Here is a 20,090-nt window from a genome sequence, read left to right as displayed (position 1 = left end):
GTCAGTGGGAGACAACAACTGCCAACCGGGTACCTCAGGCGAACGTGTGCTCGTGCTCCTTGCGGTAGTCCTCGATGCCGTCGATCCGGCCCCCGGCAGCGAGGGTCACCCAGTGGGGATTGCCGAGCAGGATGCGGCCGAGGGCGACCAGGTCGAACTCCCCGTCGGTGAGGCGCTGCACCAGTCCGGTCAGCGAGGACTCCCGACCAGGTTCGAGAAAGTCGCGGGTCAGGCCCACCCCGCCGACGGTGATGGCCGGCAGGCCGGTGATCCGCTTGGCCCAGCCCGCGAGGTTGAGCGGCGAGCCGGGGAACACCGGTTGCCAGAATCTGCGCTGGGAGGCGTGCAGGACGGTGGCTCCCGCCCCGGTGAGGGCTTCCAGGATCGTCGTGAGCTCGGCCGGGGAGTCGGCGATGCGGGCGTTGAAGTCGCGTTCCTTGAACTGGGAGAACCGCACGATCACCGGCATGTCCGCGGGGACGGCCGCGCGCACGGCGCGCACGACCTCGGCGGGGAACCGGGCCCGGCCGGCTGCCGACCCGCCATACCGGTCCGTGCGCCGATTCGTGCGCGGCCACAGGAACTCGTCGAGCAGGTAGCCGTGCGCGGCGTGGATCTCGATCGCGTCGAATCCGGCGCGTGCCGCGACCCGGGCCGCTTCGGCGTACGCCGTCAGGATCGTGTCGGCGTCGGTGAGTGACATCGGGTGGGCGACGGGACGCCCCGGCTCCGGCACCGCAGACGGCGACCAGGCCACCAGACCGTCGACCGGCTCGCGCAGGCTGCCCAGGTGCCACAGCTGCGCCGCGATCCGGCCGCCGACCGCGTGGACCTCGTCCACGACGTGCCGCCAGCCGTCCTCTGCCGCTCCCGCCGCCATCCGTGGCACGGCGTCCTCGTGTCCGGCGCTGGGGTGGTCCACCAGCACGCCTTCGGTGATGATGAGCCCGACGCCGTGTTCGGCGCGGCGGCGGTAGTACGCCGCGACCGCGGCCGTCGGGATCCCGCCGGGCGACTGGGCGCGGGTCATCGGGGCCATCACGAAGCGTGTGGACAGTCGCAGACCGGCCATGGTGACAGGCTCAAGCAGCGGTGCGAGCAGGGCACCGCCGGCGATGGCGGGTGCGATGCGGTCGGTCATGGGGTTAAGGTAGAACCTGACATTGATGTCAGGGTCAAGTGTTGTGAGGCAGGTCTCCGCATGCGAATCGGCGAACTCGCGGAAGCGACCGGGGCGAGCCCGCGATCGCTGCGCTACTACGAGGAGCAGGGGCTGCTCGGCAGCGGCCGCAGCACCGGCGGCCAGCGGCACTACCCGCCGACGGCGGTCGAGCGGGTCGCCCTGATCCGTTCGCTGCTGGCCGCTGGATTGTCCAGCAGCACCATCTACGACGTCCTGCCGTGCATCACCGAGCAGGCCATCCGCACCCCCGCACTGGCCGCGCGGCTACGCGACGAACTGATCCGGGTCGACGAGCAGCTGCGCGAGATGCAGCGGACCCGCGAGGTCCTCGCGGGCCTGGTGGACCACTACGCCGTCGCCGAACAGCTCCCATGACCGACGAACGCGGCACGGGCCAGCACCTGACAGGCTCAGCGCATGCCTTTCCCAGCCGCGACGACTATCCGCTGTTCGATACCTCTGAGCTGGTTCTGGATCCCGCCTTCTGGCCGGGCCACCTGTTCTGGGCATACGACATCAGCGAGCTGATGGCGATGCTGGATGTGGACGGTGCCGACGTCGACGCGCTCAGCGTGAAACTGACCGATCCTGAGCGGTGGCCGCACTTCCGGGTGCCGTTGCGCGAGGGCGGCCACCTCGCGGTGATCTATCGCAACTTTCCCGAGGACGCGGGCGTCGACTTCGAGCGCGTCGGGGCTGACGGCGCGCCGGTCACCCTTGCTTCGATGGAAGGCGATCAGCCCGTCGGGGTGCTGGATTGGGACGAACTCGTCGAGATCGCGACGACTCCTCCCCGCCGGTCCGGCGTGGTCCTCCCGATGGCGCGCTTCCTGCTCCTGCTGCCGCTCCTGGCTGAGGCACCTGAGGATGCGGTCGACCAGGTCCGCAGGTCGTTCCGGCCGCGAACCAGGTACGGGCGGCTGCTCGTCGAGGTCGCCTGCGCGCTCCTGGAGGAACGCCGGCTGTGGCCCGATGGCACGTACACGAGGCTCTGGGGCGAGGACGTCTGCGAACGGGTCACGTCGACTTCCAGGACCGCTTAGGCGGCGCTACCAGTCGCCGAAGGTGAGCTGTGCCAGGTTCGTTCCGTCCTCGGTCTTGGCCAGCAGATCCTTGAACCGAAGGGGATCGGACTCCGCGATCGACCGAGCCCGGGCCACCAGGGCGAGCAGATTCGGCGGGTAGAACTCGTCCTTGAGAATGAACCAGCGCGCCAGAATCTCCCGGATCGGCACCTCATCGCAGCCGACGAAGGCGGCCAGGCACGCTGCCCGGTACTGGCCGCGCAGGTCGGCGACATCGTCGTCGGCCGCTCGGCTGGCCGTGGTGGGCCGGGCCTGCCGGAGGTCGTCCGTCGAGCGGTAGACCAGGCTCACCTGAGACCAGTACCAGGCGTACGTCGCGCACACCTTCTTGGCCACCGGCCCGGTCTCGACCGTGGAGATCAGATGACGCTGAACACGGCGTCGACCGACGGCGTCCATCAACGGGTGGATCAGCTGCTTGTTGAAGGACACATCCTCGTCACAGGTGATCGTCTCCAGCACGCGATCGGCCAGCGCGGCCGCCAGCTCGGGCCGGTCCTTCAGCTGCTCGCCGACCTGCATCCGCTTGGCGTTCCGGCGTTCATAATCCCGGAAGGCTTCGTTGCTGCGGTACGGTTCGGGCAGCTCCTGGGGCCGCCACGAGGGACACGACTCAGCCAGCAGGTCGTCGAGCCGCTGCTCGAACTCCCTGTGAAGGTCTCCATAAGCCCACTCCCGCATCGAGCAATCATGCCCGACACGTGTGCCTGCGCTGAGCGCCTCGGCGACGACGGCTGCCGACGTGTGATCAAACGGAACGTCGAGTAGCACGACTGACGCCGGAGCTACGCCCCGGTGGATCCGTCGATCCGTTCGCGGATGAGATCGGCATGCCCGGTGTGCTGGGCGTACTCCTCCAACACGTGGATGTAGACCCAGCGCAGGTTGAGCCTGCCGGTCGGGGCCTTCGGGTCGTCGACGGGCTCGTCCAGGTCGCGCCCGGCCACGGCGGCGTCGCACGCGGCGGTCTCGGCCAGGAAGCGGGCGTGGTCGGCCTCCGCGTCGGCGGCGACCACCAGGTCGAAATCGCCGTCGGGGTGCTCGTCGGTGCCGTACAGGGCGGGCAGATCCTCGTGCAGGTACTTGGTCCGGAACCAGAACCGCTCGACGTCGGTCATGTGCCGCAGCAGGCCGAGCAGGGTCAGGTTCGACGGTTCGACGGACGCCGTCGTGAGCTGCTCAGCGGTCAGGCCGGAGCACTTGCGCAGCAGAAACGCCCGGCGACGGCACAACCAGTGTTCCAACATCTCCCGCTCGCCGCAGGCCATGTCCGTCCGGGACCACGCGACGTCGGGTGCGATCCATGCCATGTCGACATCATCGCGAGCGGCGCAATCGAATTTGTGCCGTCCGATCAGGTCGAGGCGGGGCCAGTGGTCTGCGGTAGCGGGGCATCCGCCGAATGACCTGGTAGCCGGCCCGCTCGTAGAGCTGCACGGTCCGGTTCGGATTCTCGGCCACCGTGCGTATCGTCGCGACGCCGACGCCGTCGCCCTCCCGTTCGCTGAAGACGAGCCCGGCGATCTCGTCGCCGTCCCAGGCGACCGCCCACAGCTCGGTGTCGCGGACCCCCGCGAAGTAGGTGTCGTAGTCCACCGAGACGAAGCCGAGCCTGCTGTCGGTGAAGCACTCGGCGATCGCGGCGTGTATCCGCGGGTGGTGCTCGGCGAGCACGGGGCGGACCTCGAGGCCGGGTGTCGGCGCGGCGGGCTCGTCGGCGGCGGCGACGGGACGGCTCAGGTCGACGACGGTGAACGCGACCCGGTAGCCGTGGTTTAGCAGCAGCTGCCGCGAGCCCGGCTGGCTGTCGTCGGCGTTGCCGCCGAGCACCTGAAACGGTGCGCCCGAGCCGAGCGTGCCCGCGTACGCCTCCAGGCGGCGCAGCATCGCGGTGCCGTGTCCGCGCCCCCGGTGCGTCGGCTGGACGAAGCCGGCGACCAGGAACATCTCCGTGCCGTCGTCCTCGGTCCAGCGGTCCAGGCGGCCGAACCCGACGATCTCGCCGGCGTCCTGCGCGACCACGCGGGCCTCGGTGGGCAGGTCGCCGTCGGGGCCGGGCAGCCAGACGTCACCGTCGATCGCGAGGGCCGCCCGCCGTACGCGCTCGATCTGCTCGTCGTCGTCCGGCCCCGCGTACCCCCGAAGTCCCATGGGCGACACGCTACCGACGTCGATGCGAGCCGTCGCGCGAGTCATCGCGGCACGGTCAGGGATGCCCCGCTCAGGGATCACCCGCAGCGAGCGGCCGGACAACTCGGGGTCGGGGCAGGGTGAACACCGGAGCCCTCGGCGGCACGGCCGGGCATAGCGTCGACGCATGATCGACAGACGCGTCCTCGCCGGTGCGGGCCTCGCGGGCAGCGCGCTGACCGCGCTGCTCGCCGCGGTCGGCCAGGTGGACCCGGACCCGCAGCTCAGCCACGTCTCGCTGACGGTCAGCGACTTCGCCGTGCACGACCGCGGCGGGGCCACCGACACCGCGATGGTGGTGTTCGGGCTGTCGGCCTTGTGCCTGCTGCCCGCGCTGCGACAGACCGCGCCCCGCGTCCTGCTTGCCCTGTTCGGGGCGGCCATGACGGCGGCGGCGATCGCTCCGACGGATCTCGGGCCGCTGAGCACGACCGGTTACGTGCACCGCTACGCCTCGATGCTGGCGTTCGTCGCGCTGCCGCTGGCGGCGGTGACGCTGCGCCCGGTGAGCCGGGCCGTCCGCTGGGCCGCCGCCACGGCCGCCGGATTCGCGGGGCTCATGCTGGCCAGCGCGACCCTCGCCGACCGTTTCCTGATCGGGGCCGCCGAGCGGTATCTGCTGCTCGCCGAGGCGGTGCTGCTCGCTCTGCTCGCTGCGCGGGTCCGCCGAGATTGCCCGGCGCGGCCCATTCGGTCTACCGTGAGTCACGCCTGACCACGGGGAGGATTCGGCGTGACCGTCCACATCGCAGGGCACGACCCGGCGCTGCCGCCGGTCTACTGCAGACGGTGGAACTTCCGCCGCCACGAGCCGGTCGATCCGCTGTCCGCGGACGAGGCCCAGGCCAGGGACTCCGCCGGTGAGCCGTACGCCGTGATCCCGGCCGCGCCGACCGACGGGGTGCCGGACGTGGTCATCGAGATCGCCTGGGACAACGGGCACGCCGGGGTCTGGTTCTTCGACGCCTACGGCCGCCAGTGCCTGCACTACTCCTTCCGGCGCAGCGGCGACCTGCTCTTCCTCGGCGGCATGACGCAGTGGGACTACCCGGACGCCGACGCGGCGACCCTGTCCGGGGCGACCTGCGTGACCTGGTTCGAGTTCCGCGAGGACGGCAGCGCCCGCCGTGTCATCAGCGACGACACCGCCCAGCAGCGCACCGTCGAGGACCGGGTGGGCGTGGACGTCAGCACGCAGTGGGAGCCGGTGCCGGGCTTCGGCGAGTGGGGCTCGCTGGCCCGGTGGAGCCGCAGCTAGGGCAGGCCCGCGCCGCTCCGTCTGGAGAGCGCGATCCCGGCAGGTGGAGCATCGTCATACCGGGTTCCGTTGAGAGCGCTCTCCAAACTATGGTGCCGACGGGACGTGCAACGGGGACGTCCCGCCGTGCCGAGATTGCGAGTGCCCATGCCGTACCGGAAGCTGACCATCGAGGACGTGGCCCACGAGGCCGGGGTGTCGCGCGCCACCGCCTCGCGGGTGCTCAACAACGCCCGGGGCGTCTCCGAGGAGCTGCGCGACCGGGTCAACCGGGTCGTCGCCGACCTCGGCTACCGGCCCAACGCCGCCGCCCGCGCCCTGGCCTCCGGCCGCCGCGACGTGCTCGACCTGGTCGTGATCGCGTGCCGCACGGACGCGCACATGTTCGGCGCGGTCCCGTACTACAGCCGCGTCATCGCGGGGGTGATGGCCGCGCTGGCCGGCGGCGACGTGCAGCTGCGCGTCAACGTGACCGAACCGGCCGGCGCGGCGGAGCTGATCGACCGGGTCGCGCAGTCGGCCACGGCCGGCGCGCTGCTGGTCAACGTGCCGCCGGAGCTGGCAGCCCGCTTCCATGCCCGGTGCCGGCGCGTGGTGTCGCTCGGCGCGACCGCGCCGCAGGTGCCCGCCGTCGAACCCGAGAACAGCCGCGGGGCGTACGACGCCGTCGCCTTCCTGCACCGCATCGGCTGCCGCCGCATCGCCGCGATCCACGGGCCGGAGACCAACACCTGCGCGGCGGGCCGCCGCGCCGGCCACCTGGAGGCGGTCCGGGAGCTGGGGCTGGCCGACCTCGCCGTCGACGGCGGCTTCAGCCGCGAGTGCGGCTACGCGGCGACCGCCCGGCTGCTGGCCGAGCACCCCGACGTCGACGGGATCTTCGCGGCCTGCGACCAGATGGCGGCGGGCGCGGTCCAGGCGATCACCGACGCGGGCCGGCGCGTGCCCGCCGACATCGCCGTCGTCGGCTTCGACGACAGTGTCGTCGCCGCCTGCATGAGCCCGCCGCTGACGAGCATGCGGCTGCCGGTCGAGGACATGGCCGCCGCCGCGACCAGGGCGCTGCTGGAGGGTGCGGCCGCGCCGCACTGGCGGCGCTTCTTCGCCATCGACCTCGTCGTGCGGAGCAGCACCGGACCCGACGCCGCCCTGCTGATCCCGCCCGCCCGCTCGTTGGACCGGTCGGCGGCGCTCACCGGACGCCGCTGATCGGGCCGCCCGCGCCTTCCCACCCCCGCCAGTCAGGACACCGCCGGTGTCCGTGAAAGGAAACCTGTGTCCTCCCTGCCGTACCTCGACCCCACGCTGCCGACCGAGCAGCGCGTCGCCGACCTCGTCGGGCGGATGACCCTGCCCGAGAAGGTCGGGCAGATGCTCCAGCTCACCGCCCGCGACGGCGTACGCCATCTGGTCGAGGAGTTCCACGTCGGCTCGATCCTGCACGCCTCGCCCGAGCGGGTGCGCGAGGCGGCGGAGCTGGCCGGGCGCAGCCGCCTGGGCATCCCGCTGCTGATCGCCGAGGACTGCATCCACGGCCACTCGTTCTGGGAGGGCGCGACCATCTTCCCGACCCAGCTCGGCATGGCCGCGACCTGGGACCCGGCGCTGGTCGAGAAGGTCGCCCGGAGCACCGCCGTGGAGGTCGCCGCCACCGGCGTGCACTGGACCTTCTCGCCGGTGCTGTGCATCGCCCGCGACCTGCGCTGGGGGCGGGTGAGCGAGACGTTCGGCGAGGACCCGTTCCTCATCGGCGAGTTCGCCTCGGCGATGGTGCGCGGCTACCAGGGCGACGGCCTGGCCGACCCGACGGCGATCCTGGCCTGCGCGAAGCACTTCGCCGGCTACTCCGAGACGCAGGGCGGCCGAGACGCCAGCGAGGCCGACATCTCCCGGCGCAAGCTGCGCTCGTGGTTCCTGCCGCCGTTCGAGCGGGTCGCCCGCGAGGGCTGCCGCACCTTCATGCTCGGCTACCAGTCGATGGATGGCGTGCCGGTCACCGTGAACGACTGGCTGCTCAACGAGGTCCTGCGCGGCGAGTGGGGCTACCGGGGCACCCTGGTCACCGACTGGGACAACGTCGGGCGCATGGTCTGGGAGCAGCACATCTTCCCCGACTTCACCGCCGCGTCGGCGGCCGCGGTGCAGGCGGGCAACGACATGGTGATGACCACGCCCGACTTCTTCGACGGCGCCCAGGACGCGGTGGCCAAGGGCCTGCTGGAGGAGTCGGACCTCGATGCGGCGGTCGCCCGCATCCTGACGCTGAAGTTCGAGCTGGGCCTGTTCGAGAACCCGCGGCACCCCGACGCCGCCCGCCAGGCCGAGGTCATCGGCACGGCCGCGCACGCCGAGCTGAACCTGGAGGTCGCCCGGCGCTCGCTGGTGCTGCTGCGCAACGACGGCACGCTGCCGCTGGCCGGCGGCCTGACCGCCGGGCCGGACGGCCGCGCCGCCTCGGACGGCCCGGCCCGCACCATCGCGATCGTCGGCCCCAACGCCGACGACCCGCACACCCAGCTCGGCGACTGGGCGGGCTCGTCCGGTCAGGCCGAGTGGCTGCCCGACGGTCACCCGCGCGAGATGATCACCACGGTGCTCGACGGCTTCCGCGAGGTCGCCCCGGCCGGGTGGACGGTCACCCACGCCCGCGGCGCGGACATCGTCGTGACCGGGCCCGACCCGGAGGGCGAGTTCTTCCCCGACGGCCAGCCGCGCCCCGACGTGGCCCTGCCCGCTCCGGTCGACGAGGCGATGATCGCGGCGGCGGTGGGCGAGGCGAGCCGGGCCGACTACGTGGTCGCCGTCGTCGGCGACCGGATCGAGCTGGTCGGCGAGTACCGCTCGACGGCGACGCTGGAGCTGATCGGCGGCCAGGTGGCGCTGCTCGACGCGCTGGCCGCGACGGGCAAGCCGCTGGTCGTGGTGCTGCTCAGCTCGAAGCCGCTGGTGCTGCCGCCGTCGGTGGCCGACGCGGCCGCGATCGTGTACGCCGCCAACCCCGGCATGCGCGGCGGCCGGGCCGTCGCCGAGCTGCTGCTCGGGCTGATCGAGCCGAGCGGCCGGCTGCCGATCTCGTTCGCCCGGCACGCCGGGCAGCAGCCGACCTACTACAACCAGGTGCGCGGCCAGCACGGCCACCGCTACGCCGATCTGACGCAGGCCCCGGCGTTCGCGTTCGGGCAGGGGCTGAGCTACACCACGGTGGAGTACTCCGGCCTGCGGGTGCTGACGCCGACCGTGGACCTCGGCGGCACGGTGCGGGCGCAGGTGGAGCTGCGCAACACCGGCTCGCGGCCGGCGCTGGAGACCGTCCAGATGTACGTCAGCGACACGGTGACCTCGGTGACCTGGGCCGAGCAGGAGCTGAAGGCCTACCGGCAGGTGCCGGTGGCGCCGGGGGAGACCCGCGTGGTCGAACTGGAGCTGCCGGTGGCCGCCTGCTCCATCGTGGACGCGAAGGGCGCCCGGGTGGTCGAGCCGGGCGAGTTCGAGCTGCGGGTGGGCCCGTCCTCGCGGGCCGAGGACCTGCGCCGGGCATCGTTCACGGTCGTCGCCTGAGGACGGTCGCGAGGTTCGTCGGACGACGACGGTTCCCTTCGGGGGCCGCCGTCGTCCGTTTCCTTTCCGAAACCGGATCGAGGCAGGTGGCGCGGCAGTAAAATGATCGTGGCCGCTGGCAGTTCCACCCCGGCCGGGCCGTGCGGCCCGGAGACGGCGGCGTCGGCGCACGAGGGGATGCTGCCATGGAAATCCTTCCGGCCTCGATGTTCGTGCCGGTGGCGCTGGGCTTCTTCGGGCTCGCGACCGGCTACCTGATCTACGGCCCGCAGGAGCTGTTCGGCTACCCGCCCCGGGACCGCCAGGTCGACCGGAGCAACGGGGTGTGGGGCATCCTGATGCCCGGTTTCTGCCAGTTCCTGGTCGGGCTCTACCTGTTCGTGGGGCTGACCTGGTTCGAGGTCTTCACCACCAACAAGACGCTGTACATGGCCGCGCTGGCGTTCAGCGCGTACGGCATCCACTGGTTCGCCCTGGGCTGGATCCGGCTGCAGGGCTCCGACGCCCGGCCAAACGGATACATGTCGATCCCGTTCGTGCTGCTCGGCATCCTCGGCATGATCGTCTTCTTCAAGGCCGGGGACTGGCCGCTCGGGCTGCTGTTCACCGGCCTGACGCTGGTGTACGTCGCGGAGTTCTTCGCCAGCTTCAACATCGGCGGCAAGCCCGCGCACGACGGCCGGCCGGCGAGCAACCCGGGCCAGAAGGTCCTCGGCCTGCTGCACATCCTGGTCGGGCTGTGGCTGGTCTACCTGACCTTCGCCGCCACGCTCAACCTGTCCTCAGGCTCGCACCTGCCCGCCTGACCGAGGCGGACGTCGGTTGGGTGCGTTGCTCAGAGCCAGGTGGTGGCGAGCCAGGCGGTGGCGGCGGCGGTCACGAGCAGGGTGATGTTGAGGCCGATGAGGCGGGCCTCGCCGCGGGACAGGTGGACGGCGATGCCGCCGACCTGGATCAGCACGAGCCCGATCGCGGCCGCGACGGCGAGCCAGGTCGCGATGCCGGTGAGCGGCGGCAGGATCAGTCCGGCCGCGCCGAGGATCTCCAGCGCCCCGATGGTCCGCACCAGCGGCATCGGGACCCGGTCGACCCAGCCCATCATCGGCTGCAGCTGCTCCCGGCTCTGCGCGACCTTCTTGCCGCCGGCGTACAGGTAGAACAGCGCGAGCAGCGCCGCGACGATCCAGTAGGCGAGTTCCATGAGGGCTCCCTCGGTGGCGATATGCGGCGGTGACCATGACGGTTACCATCCGGAAGTCGCCACATCATGCGCCGGTGAGCGATGGCTTGCAAAAGGCACACGGGTGTGCGTGAGGCACAGGGAGTTGTCATGGAGTACGAGCACACGTGCCTGATCCGGGGCGACGGCGGCCAGACGATCCGGGCGATCCTCGACCGTATCTGTAACAAGTGGACGCTGCTCGTCGTGGCGACCCTCGACCAGGGCACGCTGCGCTTCTCCGACCTGCACCAGCAGATCCCGGGCATCTCGCAGCGCATGCTGACACTGACCCTGCGCAACCTGGAGCGTGACGGCCTGGTGGCCCGGACCGTGTACGCGGAGGTGCCGCCCCGGGTGGAGTACACCTTGACCGCCCACGGCAAGAGCCTCATCCCGCCCGCGCTGGCCCTGGCCGGCTGGGCCATCGAAAACGTCCCGCACATCGAGGCCAGCCGGGCCGCGTACCAGGCGCGCCACGGGTGAGCCGTGGCAGGATGGCCCGATGCCCGTCGTGGAGGCCGTCGCGATCGTCCCCGTCCCGCCCGCGGTCGCGTTCGCGGTGTCGCAGACCATGGGCGAGACCCGCTACCGCTGGGATCCGTTCGTACGCGAGCAGCACCTGCTCGACGGCGCGGCCCGCCCCGGCAAAGGGGTGCGCACGTTCACCCGCTCGCGGCACGGCCTGACCATGGTCAGCGAGTACGTCTCCTACGCCCCGCCGACCAACGTCGGCATGAAGATGGTCCGCGGGCCGTGGTTCTTCGAGATGATGGCCGGCGGCTGGCGCTTCGCCCCCGCGCCGGAACCGGGGCACACGGTCGCCACGTGGCGCTACCACTTCCGCACCCGGCCGGCGCTGATCCGCCCGATCGCCGACCGGATCGGGGTGTGGCTGCTGGGCCGTGACATCCGCCGCCGGATCGCGGGCTTCGCGCGCGGCTGCCAGGACCCGGCGGTGCTGGCGGCGGTCGACGCTGGCTGAGGCTGTCGCCTGATCGGCGTACGATCCGCCGATGACCGACCACAGTGTGCTGCTGCGTTCTTCGTTCTACGAACACAGCTGGGACGAGTCCATCGAAGGCGTTGAGGCGATGGAGGCCGAGCTGCTGCGGCGCGCCGCCGAGGGGGAGTGGCTGGAGGTCGTCGACGACGAGCCGGACGAGTTCGCCACGTTCGACGAGCTGCGCGAGCGCGCCGAGGAGGTCGTCGTCGGCGAGTGGGAGATGCCCGTGGAGGCGGTGCGGCTGCCGATGGACAAGCTTCGGGCGCTCATCGCCGAGGGCGGCTGGACCTTCATGGCCGGCGAGTTCGCCGATTTCGAGGGCCACCACAACGACACCGAGTTCCTGGTGAAGCTCGGCCGCAGCCTGAGCTGACCCGACTCGTGAGCCGGGGCGGCGCGCACCCGCACGCCGCCCCGGGCCTGCTCAGGTGAGCTGGCCGTACGCGTCGATCAGCAGCCACAGCCCGAACAGGACGAACAGCGCGGCCGCGCCGTACTTCACGGCCCGTTCCGGCAGGCTGCGGCCGAGCCAGCGGCCGACCAGGATGGCCAGCGCATCCGCGGCCACCATGCCCACCGTCGAGCCGATCCAGGTGCCGAACCAGCCGTGCTGGGTGGCCAGGGTGATGGTGGCCAGCATCGTCTTGTCGCCGAGTTCGGCGAGGAAGAACGCCCCGCCCACGGCCCACAGCGCCGACCTGCCGCCGCGCTGGGCCTTCGACTTCTCCTCCTCGGTGAGGCTGTCGCCGCGCAGCGTCCAGGCGGCGAACGCCAGGAACGCCAGGCCCGCCGCCAGCGCGATCCAGCCGGTCGGCAGCGCGCTGCCGAGCCCGACGCCGACCCCGACCGACACCAGGTGCACCACGGCGGTGGCGATGGTGATGCCGGCCAGCACGATGCCGGTGCGGTAGCGGGTGGCGAACGTCATCGCCATCAGCTGCGACTTGTCGCCCAGCTCGGCCACGAAGACGACGCCGAAACTGATCGCCAGAGCGGCGAGGAAACCTTCCACTGTGTCCTCCCGGGACGTGTTCACCGGGTGGAAGACGCGCGCGACGACCTCGACCCGGCATGGACTGCCTGGTCGAAGGTCTCGCTCACCTGGCCGCAGCCAGGTCGGGTGGCCGGGCCCGCCGGAGCGGGCCAGTATGTCGACCACCACGTTCGGGAGCTACTCCCCTTCGCGCCGCTGACGCTACCGCAGGCCGCCCGGCCGCGCCGGGTCGAGTGGCGGGGGACACATGCCTTGCGGCGTCGGCGTTCTGCGCGACCGCCGGATTCGTGCCGCCGTGTCTCACCGTGAGTGATCATGGTTGGATGGGGCGATGCGCGGAGAACGTATCGGAGCGATGATCGGCTCCATCGGCGGCCTTGTCTTCATCCTCGTCAACGCGGGAGAGCTGTCCGCGCCCGTGAGCACGTTGGCGCGGGTCGTGGGAGTGCTGGCTTTCGCTGCTGTGGTGTGGTTCGCCGTGATCCGCCCGTCGGGCGCGCAGGGCCCGGCCGAACCGCCGTCGCGGCAGGCGATCCGCGTCTACGGATTCTCGGTGACGGCGATGGCGCTGGGCATCCCGATCGGCGCGAATCTCATCAACAACGTCCTGGACCAGCCACTGCTGACGGTGCCGTGGGTGGTCCTGGTCGTCGGCGCACACTTCCTGCCGTTCGCGAGCGCCTTCGACGCCCCGGTCTTCGCCCGCCTGGGCTGGACCATGATCGGTCTGGCGGTCGCCGGGGGAGTGCTCGCCCTGACCGTCACGCAGGCCGCGTCAGCCTGGACCGGCGTGCTGGCCGGCGTCGCACTGCTGGGCTTCAGCGCCGCCGGTTCGCTGCAGGCCCGACCGCAGGTCGAGGCGGTCGGCTGACGCGAACCGGCGGCGGCGCCGCCCTGCGGGTCACGGCAGGGCGGCGGTGACCGGCTCGGTTTGCCGGGTCGCGGCGGACTCGCGGGCCGATGCCGACAGCGCCGCGGCAAGCGCGACGCCGATGTAGAGCACCTGCTCGGGGATGCGCTGCCAGAGCGGCGAGGCGGCTTCGCCGTGGAAGGGCACGTCGGCGACCGCGGCGTACACGTTGGCGGGTAGGAGCAGCAGGAACAGCACCGCCAGGCCGAGTCCGGCGGCGCGGCGGGTCCGGGTGAGCACGAGTCCGATCGCGCCGAGCAGTTCCAGCACGCCGGTGGCGTACACCATGAGGCCGGGGGCCGGCACGAACGGCGGCACCATCGCCACCAGGTCGGCGTGGGTCGGCATCACCGTCACGCCGGCGGGGACGAAGTGCGCGCTCGCGGTCATCACCAGCATCACGGCGAGCGCGTGCGCGCCACTCGCGGCCCAGGTCGCGAACCTGCGCACGCCGAGCGCGCCGAGGCCGCGGAGAACCAGCAAAGCGATGATCAGTACGGGGGTGGTCATGGCGACACTCCTGATCTAGTCGTTGACAAGTTCAGAACTGACGGTAATCTGGACACCACGAACTTGTCAATGGAAAGATGGAGACCTCGGTCACGGCGGAAGGGCGTGAGGACGATCGGATACCACCACGGAGACCTGCGGCGTACGGTGCTCGACGCGGCGGTCGACGCCATCGGCGAATCCGGGCTCGACGGCTGGAGCCTGCGCGAGCTGGCCCGCCGCGCCGGGGTCTCGCACGCCGCCCCCGCACACCACTTCGGGGACAAGGCCGGGTTGCTGACCGCATTGGCCGCAGAAGGCTTCGACCTGCTCGCCGACACGCTGCGCGAGGCGGGCCCGGACTTCCTGGAGGCCGGGCTCGCCTACGTGCGCTTCGCCACCGAGCACCCGGTCCACTTCGGTGTGATGTTCCAGCCGAAGCTCTACCGCGCCGACGACGACGCCGTGCGGCACGCCCGCGACCGGGCAGGAGCCCTGCTCGCACAGGGGGCCGGCACGGTCGCCACCGCCGAGGGCAGCGAGAACACTGCCCGCGCGGGCTGGTCGATCGCCCACGGCTTCGCCAGCCTGTGGCTGGCCGGGGCGCTGACCGTGCCCCCGGACACCGACCCCGTCGACGCGGCCCGCCCCGTGCTGCGCAGACTCCTCGATCGCTGAGCGCGGCTCTCACGTCGTCGTGACAACACCAAGATCGCGACGATCTTGCGTGACCTGTTGGCGATATGCCCGGAAGGGGCGTGTCGTACCCACGGTTCGCGCAAGATCGTCGCTTTGGTTGCCGGGCGTCAGGCCGGGGTCGGGGTCGGGGTGGGGTGTTCGGCGGGGCCGCGCAGGGCCAGGAACGCCGCCGCGACGCACGGAACCAGCAGGGGCACGGTCGGGGCCCACCACGGCCCGGTGCCCAGGAACATGGCCTGGACCGCCACGTAGAGCACCACGACGGCACTGCCGAGCACCGCCCACGCCGCGCGCCCGGTGCGTCGGCCGATGCCGTGGCCGACGGCCGCCCACGCCAGGCAGCTCAGTGTGGTCGCCAGCACTGCCGCCACCACCGCCGGCTGCCGCCACAGTGCCGGGTCGAACGGGTGGCCGTGCCGGGCCATCTCGATGGCCATGCCCTTGCCGTTGAGCCGGTCCACCGCCATCGGCACGGCGACCGCCAGCTGCGCCACGGCCAGGCCGAGCCCTCCGGCCAGGGCCGAAGCCAGGTTCGCGCCGGTGCGTGCGGCGTACCGTCCGAACAGGAGCGCGCCGACCTGGGCGACCAGCGTGCCGGACGTCGCCGTGAACGCCCCCGCCGTCAGCCAGGCCCACAGCTCCTGCTCGAAACCCTGCGGGTCGGAGTTGAACCAGGTCCACGCGTCGAGATTGATGTCGTGCAGGGCGTACGCGGCGAGCGCGGTGGCCGCGGCGAATCCGGCGAAGATCGCGCCGCGGCGTGCGAGGGGACCCATGTCGATGAGTATGCCGCCTCAGGCGAACACGCTGCCCAGCCATTCGCCCGTGCCGGGCCCGGCCAGACAGTGGAAGATCCAGCGGTCCCGGCCGATCTGCACCGGCCACGGCTCCAGCTCCCAGCCGACCGTTCGGGCGGGGTCGCGGCTGCACGCGGCGAGCACCCGAGCCGTGCAGACCGCGGCCACCGCCGGATGCCCGAGCAGCTCCTCCTGTCGCAGGTAGACCGCCTCCTCGGGCAGCTCCGCGGCGGCGAAGGTCTCCCAGTAGTGCTCCTCGTGCGGTGGGTAACGCCGCGGCGTGCGGCCCAGGCCGCCGGGGATGACCAGGCCGCCCCAGCACATCGGCTCGACGGGCACGTAGTAGCCATCCCGGGGCCGGAATCCGGTCGGCACGGCCGGGGCGAGCGGAGCGGCGTCCGGCCGCGGGGTGAGGACGGTCGCCCCGGCGTACGGCACGGCCGGGGCGGTGCTGGGCGGGGCGGTGCCGGGCGGGGCGGTGCGGGATGGGGGCGTGGTGAGCGGGATGGTGCCAGGGTGCGGTGTGGCGAGCGCGGTGGCGGCCAGGCCGGGTTCGACGAGCGTCGGAGTCAGCGGAGTCCGCTGGTGCACCACGGTCGGCTCGGCGGGGTCCGGGGCCGTCGTGGGCGCGACGCCGGTGCGCAGGGCGGCGGCGACCTGGGCGATCGCCGCGCCGAACGTGGCGGCGTCGGCCCAGCGGTCGCCCGGTTCGACGGCCAGCGCCCGTTCCACCAGCGCCGCCACGGGTGCGGGCACGTGTGGGCCGAGCGGCGGGGGAGCCTGGCTGAGGCGCATCATGGCGGCCGCGAACGGGTTCTCGGCGGTGAACGGCCGCCGTCCGCTCAGGCACTCGTAAGCGACGACACCGAGGGCGTACACGTCGCTGCGGGGCGTGGCGGGGTGGCCGAGCACCTGCTCCGGGGCGAGATAGGACAGGGTGCCGATGACCGCGCCGGTCGCGGTCAGGGCGGTCGCGCCGTCGCGGCGGGCGATGCCGAAATCGGTGAGCAGCAGCGTGCCGTCGGGGCGTACCAGCATGTTGCCGGGTTTGACGTCGCGGTGCACGATGCCGCGGTCGTGCACGGCGTGCAGCGCGTCGGCGGCCTGCCCGACCAGGTGCAGCGCGGGCGGCGGGGCGAGCCGGCCGTAGCGGGTCAGCACCTGCGACAGGGGTTCGCCGTCGACGAACTCCATGACCAGGAACGCGCCCTCCGGCCCGTGGTAGAGGTCGTGGATGGCGACCACGCCGCGGTGGTGCACGCCGGCCATGGCCCGCGCCTCGGCGAGGAAGCGGCGGGCGAAGTCGGCGTCGTCGGCGAGCGCGGGCAGCACCGTCTTCACCGCCACGGTGCGGCCGAGCAGCTCGTCGGTGGCCCGCCAGACCTCGCCCATGCCGCCCGCGCCGATGCGCTGGTCGAGGCGGTAGCGGCCGTTGAGCCGGACGGGCTGGGTCGTGGTCATGTCCGCCATTAAACCGAAGCCCGCCGGGCGTGCCGTCGCCAGTAAGGGACTGTCCTATCAGGGTTCACATCTTTTTGATGTGGGCACATCAAAAAAGATGTGAGCGGATCGGGAAGGTGCGACTCGCACGGCCCCGCTAGGAGGCGGCGCTGCCGTTGCGCAGCGCCGGGTCGCGTTTGGGGAAGACCGTGTAGTAGACCGGCCAGCCGAGCAGCCAGATGCCGAGGACGAGGCTGAGCCGCCCGATCCAGCCCTGCAGCTCCGCCGTCCGGGCGGCGTCGCCGACCAGCAGGATCGCCGCGCCGAGCAGGGCCACCGCGATCGCCCACGCGACCAGCGCCTTGACCCACTCGCGCCACTCGTGGCGGGTGCGGGCCGCGCCGTACCGGGGCGGGGGCACCGGGGCGGGCCCGCCCGCGAAGCGGTGCGCGAAGCGCACGTCGGCCCAGCGCACCATCGACGGGCCGAACGCCACCGAGAAGCCCAGGTACGCCGCGGCGAGCCCGTGCGCGAAGGTGGCGGTGGCCCCGCGCGACAGGTCCACGGCGGTCGCGGCCAGCAGCACCACGTCGGTGACCGGCACTCCGACCAGCAGGATGGTCGACACCCGCTGCCAGCGCAGCAGGTAGCGGGCGGCCAGCCCGGCGCCGAGGATGACCCAGAAACCGACCTCGCAGGCGGCGATGACGACGAGCAACATGACTCGATCCTGTCCGGCCCCGCTGCGGTTCGCCTCGGCGCGCGGCACGAAGCCGGCGTACACCGAAGGATGTAGCCCGCCTCGGCCCCCGGCCGGTCGTCGCGGCCCGCGCCGTGTGCTGTGATCGACAGGTGACCGCACGCTGGCCCTCCTGGCGCACCGACCTGGCCATCAGCCTGGTCTCGTTCCTCGGCGGCCTGGTCCTGTACGCGGCCGGCGGCTGGCGCATGTTCCTCGGCGGCGGACCGTGGGCGCACGCCCCGCACTGGGTGCTGCTGGCGCCGATGACCGTGATGGCCGCCTGCTGCCTGCTGCGGCGGCTCGCCCCGGGCACCGGCGAGGCGGTCGGCCTGGTCGCGCTGGCCGCGGACACGCTGCTCGGCGGCTCGCTCGGCACGGCGCTGATCTTCACGCAGGTCGTCTACGACGCGTGTGTGTATGGCAGGCCGTGGCTGTGGCGGGCCAACCTGATCGGCTCGGTCGCCGCCTCCGTGCTGGCCGCCGCGGCGGGGGTGATCGCCTCGGGTGACTGGCGCGGCGTGGTGCTCGGCCTGGTCGTGGCACTGGTCGCGGTGCTGCCGACGGTCACCGGCATCAGCGTGCGGCAGTACCGGGACCAGGCTCGGGTCCAGCGGCTGCGGGCCGAGGAGACCGCGCGGCTGGCCGCCTGGGAACGCCGCCAGGCCGTCGCCGACGAGCGCGCTCGGATGGCCCGGGAGCTGCACGACGTGGTCGCCAACCAGCTCAGCGCCATCGCCATCCACGCCACGGCGGTGCTGTCCGCGCCGGACCCGAGCCCGCAGCTGGTGCGCCGGGCCGTCGAGCAGATCCGGGAGAGCAGCGTCTCCGGGCTGGCCGAGATGCGCCAGATGATCGGCCTGCTGCGCGAGGACGGCGACAGCGCCGCGGTCGACCCGGCCACCCGCCCCGGGCTGGCCTCGCTGCCGCAGCTCGTCGCGCAGGCGCAGGCCGACGGGCTCGCCGTCGACCTGCACACCGGCGGGCTCGACCGGGCGCTGCCGGTCAGCGTCGACTTCGCCGCGCACCGCATCGTGCGCGAGAGCCTGACGAACGCGTGGAAGCACGGGACGGGTGCCGCGGTGTTGCGGGTGGCCGTCGACGCCGACCGGGTCGTGATCGAGACGGAAAACGCGCTGCGCCCGGACGGTCCGTCCCCGGGCAGCGGCCACGGCCTGATCGGTATGCGCGAACGCGCGGCACTGCTGGGCGGCACGCTGACCGCCGGAGCCGAGGACGGGCGCTGGCGGCTGCGCGCGTCGCTGCCGGTGCGCCACACCGAGGAGGCGGCGGTATGACGATCCGGGTGGTGGTCGCCGACGACCAGCCCGCAGTGCGGTCGGGCATCGTGCTGATCCTGGACGCCTATCCCGACATCGAGGTCGTCGGGGAGGCGGCCGACGGCGCGGGGGCGGTCGAGCTGTGCCGCCGGGAGCGCCCCGACGTCGCCCTGCTCGACGTGCGCATGCCCGTGCTCGACGGCATCGCCGCGACCCGCGAGATCGTCGCGCAACGGCTGGCCCAGGTGCTCATCCTGACCACGTTCGACCTCGACGAGTACGTCTTCGGCGGGCTGCGGGCCGGGGCCGCCGGGTTCCTGCTCAAGGACATCGAGGCCGGGGCGCTGGCCGACGCGGTGCGCACCGTGGCCCGCGGCGACGCGATCATCGCCCCGGCCGCGACCCGTCGGCTGCTGGACCGGTTCCTGGCCGCGCCGCAGTGGACCGACCCGGCCGCCGCGCCCGACCTGGACACCCTGACCGGCCGGGAGCGGGAGGTGCTCGGCTGCCTCGGCGCGGGCATGTCCAACGTCGAGGCGGCGAGCGCGCTGGCGATGGCCGAGGCGACCGTGAAGACGCACGTCAGCCGGATCCTCGCCAAACTCGGCCTGCGCAGCCGGGTGCAGGCCGCGATCCTGGCCCGCGAGCGGGGCCTGCGCCCGCCGGACTGACGCGCCTGGCCGCGCTCGTACCCCCGAATGGCACTTGACCTGCGACGTCGCCGCGGTGTGGCGGCCGGAAGCGGGCGCGAACGTCGGCTAGAGTCGCCGCCCGTGTCTTATGACGTGATCGACCGGCTGCCCACGCTCGACGAGTTCACCGCCGTCACCGGCGCGGTGGGCTGGCAGCACGCGTACGACGTGGAGGCCCTGCCGGTGTCGCTGGCCCGGTCCCTGCACGCGGTCGTCGCGGTGCACGAGGGCGAGGTCGTCGGCGTCGGGCGGGTGATCGGCGACGGCGCGATCTACTTCTACCTGCACGACATCGCCGTGCTGCCGGAGCACCAGGGGCGCGGGGTGGGCCGGGCGATCGTCACGGCGCTGGAGCGCTGGATCGCGACGCAGGCGGGGCCGCGCTCGTTCGTCGCGCTGTTCGCCGCGGGCGACTCGATGCGCCTGTACTCGACGTTCGGCTACCGCCGGCACGAGGACATGACCGGGGTCTTCCGGGTCGGGCCGTACCAGAGCCCGAAGGCGAAGGCTCCGTCCCGCCGCGGTGGGGCGGGACGGAGCCCTGGCTGACG

24 protein-coding genes and 1 pseudogene are annotated in these 20,090 nt (G+C 72.5%); 15 read left to right on the top strand and 10 right to left on the bottom strand.

Annotated features, from left to right (window positions below; all coding sequences use genetic code 11):
* Window positions 1–34 precede the first annotated feature (34 nt).
* Window positions 35–1,141: an oxidoreductase gene (locus ACFQO7_RS27175; protein ID WP_376809026.1), complete on the bottom strand. Its 1,107-nt coding sequence runs from the start codon at window positions 1,139–1,141 to the stop codon at window positions 35–37.
* A 60-nt stretch (window positions 1,142–1,201) separates the two neighbouring features.
* Between ACFQO7_RS27175 and ACFQO7_RS27170 the strand changes: the two genes are divergently transcribed.
* Both ACFQO7_RS27170 and ACFQO7_RS27165 read left to right on the top strand, forming a co-directional pair.
* Window positions 1,202–1,558 carry a MerR family transcriptional regulator gene (locus tag ACFQO7_RS27170; protein WP_376809025.1) on the top strand — a complete coding sequence of 119 codons (357 nt, stop codon included), beginning with the start codon at window positions 1,202–1,204 and terminating at the stop codon, window positions 1,556–1,558.
* Window positions 1,555–2,226 (top strand): hypothetical protein, encoded by a 672-nt coding sequence (locus ACFQO7_RS27165; protein WP_376809024.1) that lies wholly within the window; start codon window positions 1,555–1,557, stop codon window positions 2,224–2,226. Before ACFQO7_RS27170 ends, ACFQO7_RS27165 begins: the two co-directional genes overlap by 4 nt.
* Window positions 2,227–2,232: 6 nt before the next feature.
* On the opposite strand, the gene ACFQO7_RS27160 is transcribed toward ACFQO7_RS27165, so the two are convergent.
* Genes ACFQO7_RS27160 through ACFQO7_RS27150 form a run of 3 tightly spaced genes read right to left on the bottom strand, consistent with a single transcriptional unit; the run spans window position 2,233 to window position 4,419 of the window.
* The gene (locus tag ACFQO7_RS27160; RefSeq protein WP_376809023.1) at window positions 2,233–3,039 is read right to left on the bottom strand and encodes a hypothetical protein; all 807 of its coding nucleotides are present in this window, start codon (window positions 3,037–3,039) and stop codon (window positions 2,233–2,235) included.
* A gap of 14 nt (window positions 3,040–3,053) precedes the next feature.
* The gene (locus tag ACFQO7_RS27155; RefSeq protein WP_376809022.1) at window positions 3,054–3,578 is read right to left on the bottom strand and encodes a DinB family protein; all 525 of its coding nucleotides are present in this window, start codon (window positions 3,576–3,578) and stop codon (window positions 3,054–3,056) included.
* A gap of 7 nt (window positions 3,579–3,585) precedes the next feature.
* Window positions 3,586–4,419 (bottom strand): GNAT family N-acetyltransferase, encoded by an 834-nt coding sequence (locus ACFQO7_RS27150; RefSeq protein ID WP_376809021.1) that lies wholly within the window; start codon window positions 4,417–4,419, stop codon window positions 3,586–3,588.
* A gap of 166 nt (window positions 4,420–4,585) precedes the next feature.
* Here ACFQO7_RS27150 and ACFQO7_RS27145 point away from each other — a divergent pair, with 166 nt between their 5' ends.
* From ACFQO7_RS27145 to ACFQO7_RS27125, 5 genes are all read left to right on the top strand, one after another.
* Window positions 4,586–5,173 carry a DUF998 domain-containing protein gene (locus ACFQO7_RS27145; RefSeq protein WP_376809020.1) on the top strand — a complete coding sequence of 196 codons (588 nt, stop codon included), beginning with the start codon at window positions 4,586–4,588 and terminating at the stop codon, window positions 5,171–5,173.
* 18 nt (window positions 5,174–5,191) lie between these two features.
* Entirely contained in the window at window positions 5,192–5,716 is a 525-nt protein-coding gene (locus ACFQO7_RS27140; RefSeq protein WP_376809019.1) for a hypothetical protein, read from the top strand.
* A gap of 147 nt (window positions 5,717–5,863) precedes the next feature.
* A complete protein-coding gene (locus ACFQO7_RS27135) occupies window positions 5,864–6,925 on the top strand; it encodes a LacI family DNA-binding transcriptional regulator (RefSeq protein WP_376809018.1) in 1,062 nt (353 codons plus the stop codon).
* 66 nt (window positions 6,926–6,991) lie between these two features.
* The gene (locus ACFQO7_RS27130; RefSeq protein WP_376809017.1) at window positions 6,992–9,274 is read left to right on the top strand and encodes an exo-beta-d-1,3/1,6-glucosidase; all 2,283 of its coding nucleotides are present in this window, start codon (window positions 6,992–6,994) and stop codon (window positions 9,272–9,274) included.
* Between the two features lie 185 nt (window positions 9,275–9,459).
* Window positions 9,460–10,080 (top strand): hypothetical protein, encoded by a 621-nt coding sequence (locus ACFQO7_RS27125; protein WP_376809016.1) that lies wholly within the window; start codon window positions 9,460–9,462, stop codon window positions 10,078–10,080.
* Window positions 10,081–10,109: 29 nt separating this feature from the next.
* Here ACFQO7_RS27125 and ACFQO7_RS27120 read toward each other — a convergent pair whose 3' ends face one another.
* Entirely contained in the window at window positions 10,110–10,475 is a 366-nt protein-coding gene (locus tag ACFQO7_RS27120; RefSeq protein WP_376809015.1) for a DoxX family protein, read from the bottom strand.
* Between the two features lie 129 nt (window positions 10,476–10,604).
* Between ACFQO7_RS27120 and ACFQO7_RS27115 the strand changes: the two genes are divergently transcribed.
* The 3 genes from ACFQO7_RS27115 to ACFQO7_RS27105 are packed head-to-tail and all read left to right on the top strand — an operon-like array spanning window position 10,605 to window position 11,872.
* Window positions 10,605–10,979 (top strand): winged helix-turn-helix transcriptional regulator, encoded by a 375-nt coding sequence (locus ACFQO7_RS27115; protein WP_376809014.1) that lies wholly within the window; start codon window positions 10,605–10,607, stop codon window positions 10,977–10,979.
* Between the two features lie 19 nt (window positions 10,980–10,998).
* On the top strand, window positions 10,999–11,478 hold the full coding sequence (locus ACFQO7_RS27110) for an SRPBCC family protein (RefSeq protein ID WP_376809013.1): 480 nt from the start codon (window positions 10,999–11,001) through the stop codon (window positions 11,476–11,478).
* A gap of 31 nt (window positions 11,479–11,509) precedes the next feature.
* On the top strand, window positions 11,510–11,872 hold the full coding sequence (locus ACFQO7_RS27105) for a hypothetical protein (RefSeq protein ID WP_376809012.1): 363 nt from the start codon (window positions 11,510–11,512) through the stop codon (window positions 11,870–11,872).
* A 51-nt stretch (window positions 11,873–11,923) separates the two neighbouring features.
* Here ACFQO7_RS27105 and ACFQO7_RS27100 read toward each other — a convergent pair whose 3' ends face one another.
* Window positions 11,924–12,511, bottom strand: a complete 588-nt coding sequence (locus ACFQO7_RS27100) for a TMEM165/GDT1 family protein (RefSeq protein WP_376809011.1) — start codon at window positions 12,509–12,511, stop codon at window positions 11,924–11,926.
* Between the two features lie 313 nt (window positions 12,512–12,824).
* Between ACFQO7_RS27100 and ACFQO7_RS27095 the strand changes: the two genes are divergently transcribed.
* Window positions 12,825–13,364 (top strand): hypothetical protein, encoded by a 540-nt coding sequence (locus ACFQO7_RS27095; RefSeq protein ID WP_376809010.1) that lies wholly within the window; start codon window positions 12,825–12,827, stop codon window positions 13,362–13,364.
* Window positions 13,365–13,394: 30 nt separating this feature from the next.
* Here ACFQO7_RS27095 and ACFQO7_RS27090 read toward each other — a convergent pair whose 3' ends face one another.
* Window positions 13,395–13,913: a DoxX family protein gene (locus ACFQO7_RS27090; protein WP_376809009.1), complete on the bottom strand. Its 519-nt coding sequence runs from the start codon at window positions 13,911–13,913 to the stop codon at window positions 13,395–13,397.
* Between the two features lie 105 nt (window positions 13,914–14,018).
* Between ACFQO7_RS27090 and ACFQO7_RS27085 the strand changes: the two genes are divergently transcribed.
* Entirely contained in the window at window positions 14,019–14,570 is a 552-nt protein-coding gene (locus ACFQO7_RS27085) for a TetR/AcrR family transcriptional regulator (RefSeq protein WP_376809008.1), read from the top strand.
* A gap of 128 nt (window positions 14,571–14,698) precedes the next feature.
* Here the strand turns inward: ACFQO7_RS27085 and ACFQO7_RS27080 are convergent, their stop codons facing one another.
* From ACFQO7_RS27080 to ACFQO7_RS27070, 3 genes and pseudogenes are all read right to left on the bottom strand, one after another.
* Entirely contained in the window at window positions 14,699–15,367 is a 669-nt protein-coding gene (locus tag ACFQO7_RS27080; RefSeq protein ID WP_376809007.1) for a hypothetical protein, read from the bottom strand.
* A gap of 18 nt (window positions 15,368–15,385) precedes the next feature.
* Entirely contained in the window at window positions 15,386–16,849 is a 1,464-nt protein-coding gene (locus ACFQO7_RS27075; protein WP_376809006.1) for a serine/threonine-protein kinase, read from the bottom strand.
* A gap of 135 nt (window positions 16,850–16,984) precedes the next feature.
* Window positions 16,985–17,549: pseudogene (locus tag ACFQO7_RS27070) on the bottom strand (hypothetical protein); the annotation flags it as partial.
* A 131-nt stretch (window positions 17,550–17,680) separates the two neighbouring features.
* Here ACFQO7_RS27070 and ACFQO7_RS27065 point away from each other — a divergent pair.
* The 3 genes from ACFQO7_RS27065 (at window position 17,681) to ACFQO7_RS27055 (ending at window position 20,088) form a co-directional block, all read left to right on the top strand.
* Window positions 17,681–18,865 (top strand): sensor histidine kinase, encoded by a 1,185-nt coding sequence (locus ACFQO7_RS27065; protein WP_376809005.1) that lies wholly within the window; start codon window positions 17,681–17,683, stop codon window positions 18,863–18,865.
* The gene (locus ACFQO7_RS27060; RefSeq protein WP_376809004.1) at window positions 18,862–19,518 is read left to right on the top strand and encodes a response regulator; all 657 of its coding nucleotides are present in this window, start codon (window positions 18,862–18,864) and stop codon (window positions 19,516–19,518) included. Before ACFQO7_RS27065 ends, ACFQO7_RS27060 begins: the two co-directional genes overlap by 4 nt.
* A 102-nt stretch (window positions 19,519–19,620) precedes the next feature.
* Window positions 19,621–20,088 (top strand): GNAT family N-acetyltransferase, encoded by a 468-nt coding sequence (locus tag ACFQO7_RS27055; protein WP_376809003.1) that lies wholly within the window; start codon window positions 19,621–19,623, stop codon window positions 20,086–20,088.
* Window positions 20,089–20,090 lie beyond the last annotated feature (2 nt).

The sequence above is a fragment of the Catellatospora aurea genome, from assembly GCF_042663325.1.
Classification (GTDB): domain Bacteria; phylum Actinomycetota; class Actinomycetes; order Mycobacteriales; family Micromonosporaceae; genus Catellatospora; species Catellatospora aurea.
Note: the sequence above shows the minus strand (reverse complement) of the source record. Positions and strands in the feature narration are given on the sequence as shown.

Excerpts from the sequence above, each read along its gene's own strand:
- ACFQO7_RS27175 (WP_376809026.1), bottom strand. The coding sequence starts at position 1,141 with ATGACCGACCGCATCGCACCCGCCATCGCCGGCGGTGCCCTGCTCGCA.
- ACFQO7_RS27170 (WP_376809025.1), top strand. The coding sequence starts at position 1,202 with ATGCGAATCGGCGAACTCGCGGAAGCGACCGGGGCGAGCCCGCGATCG.
- ACFQO7_RS27165 (WP_376809024.1), top strand. The coding sequence starts at position 1,555 with ATGACCGACGAACGCGGCACGGGCCAGCACCTGACAGGCTCAGCGCAT.
- ACFQO7_RS27155 (WP_376809022.1), bottom strand. The coding sequence starts at position 3,578 with ATGGCATGGATCGCACCCGACGTCGCGTGGTCCCGGACGGACATGGCC.
- ACFQO7_RS27150 (WP_376809021.1), bottom strand. The coding sequence starts at position 4,419 with ATGGGACTTCGGGGGTACGCGGGGCCGGACGACGACGAGCAGATCGAG.
- ACFQO7_RS27145 (WP_376809020.1), top strand. The coding sequence starts at position 4,586 with ATGATCGACAGACGCGTCCTCGCCGGTGCGGGCCTCGCGGGCAGCGCG.
- ACFQO7_RS27135 (WP_376809018.1), top strand. The coding sequence starts at position 5,864 with ATGCCGTACCGGAAGCTGACCATCGAGGACGTGGCCCACGAGGCCGGG.
- ACFQO7_RS27125 (WP_376809016.1), top strand. The coding sequence starts at position 9,460 with ATGGAAATCCTTCCGGCCTCGATGTTCGTGCCGGTGGCGCTGGGCTTC.
- ACFQO7_RS27120 (WP_376809015.1), bottom strand. The coding sequence starts at position 10,475 with ATGGAACTCGCCTACTGGATCGTCGCGGCGCTGCTCGCGCTGTTCTAC.
- ACFQO7_RS27115 (WP_376809014.1), top strand. The coding sequence starts at position 10,605 with ATGGAGTACGAGCACACGTGCCTGATCCGGGGCGACGGCGGCCAGACG.
- ACFQO7_RS27110 (WP_376809013.1), top strand. The coding sequence starts at position 10,999 with ATGCCCGTCGTGGAGGCCGTCGCGATCGTCCCCGTCCCGCCCGCGGTC.
- ACFQO7_RS27105 (WP_376809012.1), top strand. The coding sequence starts at position 11,510 with ATGACCGACCACAGTGTGCTGCTGCGTTCTTCGTTCTACGAACACAGC.
- ACFQO7_RS27095 (WP_376809010.1), top strand. The coding sequence starts at position 12,825 with ATGCGCGGAGAACGTATCGGAGCGATGATCGGCTCCATCGGCGGCCTT.
- ACFQO7_RS27090 (WP_376809009.1), bottom strand. The coding sequence starts at position 13,913 with ATGACCACCCCCGTACTGATCATCGCTTTGCTGGTTCTCCGCGGCCTC.
- ACFQO7_RS27080 (WP_376809007.1), bottom strand. The coding sequence starts at position 15,367 with ATGGGTCCCCTCGCACGCCGCGGCGCGATCTTCGCCGGATTCGCCGCG.
- ACFQO7_RS27075 (WP_376809006.1), bottom strand. The coding sequence starts at position 16,849 with ATGACCACGACCCAGCCCGTCCGGCTCAACGGCCGCTACCGCCTCGAC.
- ACFQO7_RS27060 (WP_376809004.1), top strand. The coding sequence starts at position 18,862 with ATGACGATCCGGGTGGTGGTCGCCGACGACCAGCCCGCAGTGCGGTCG.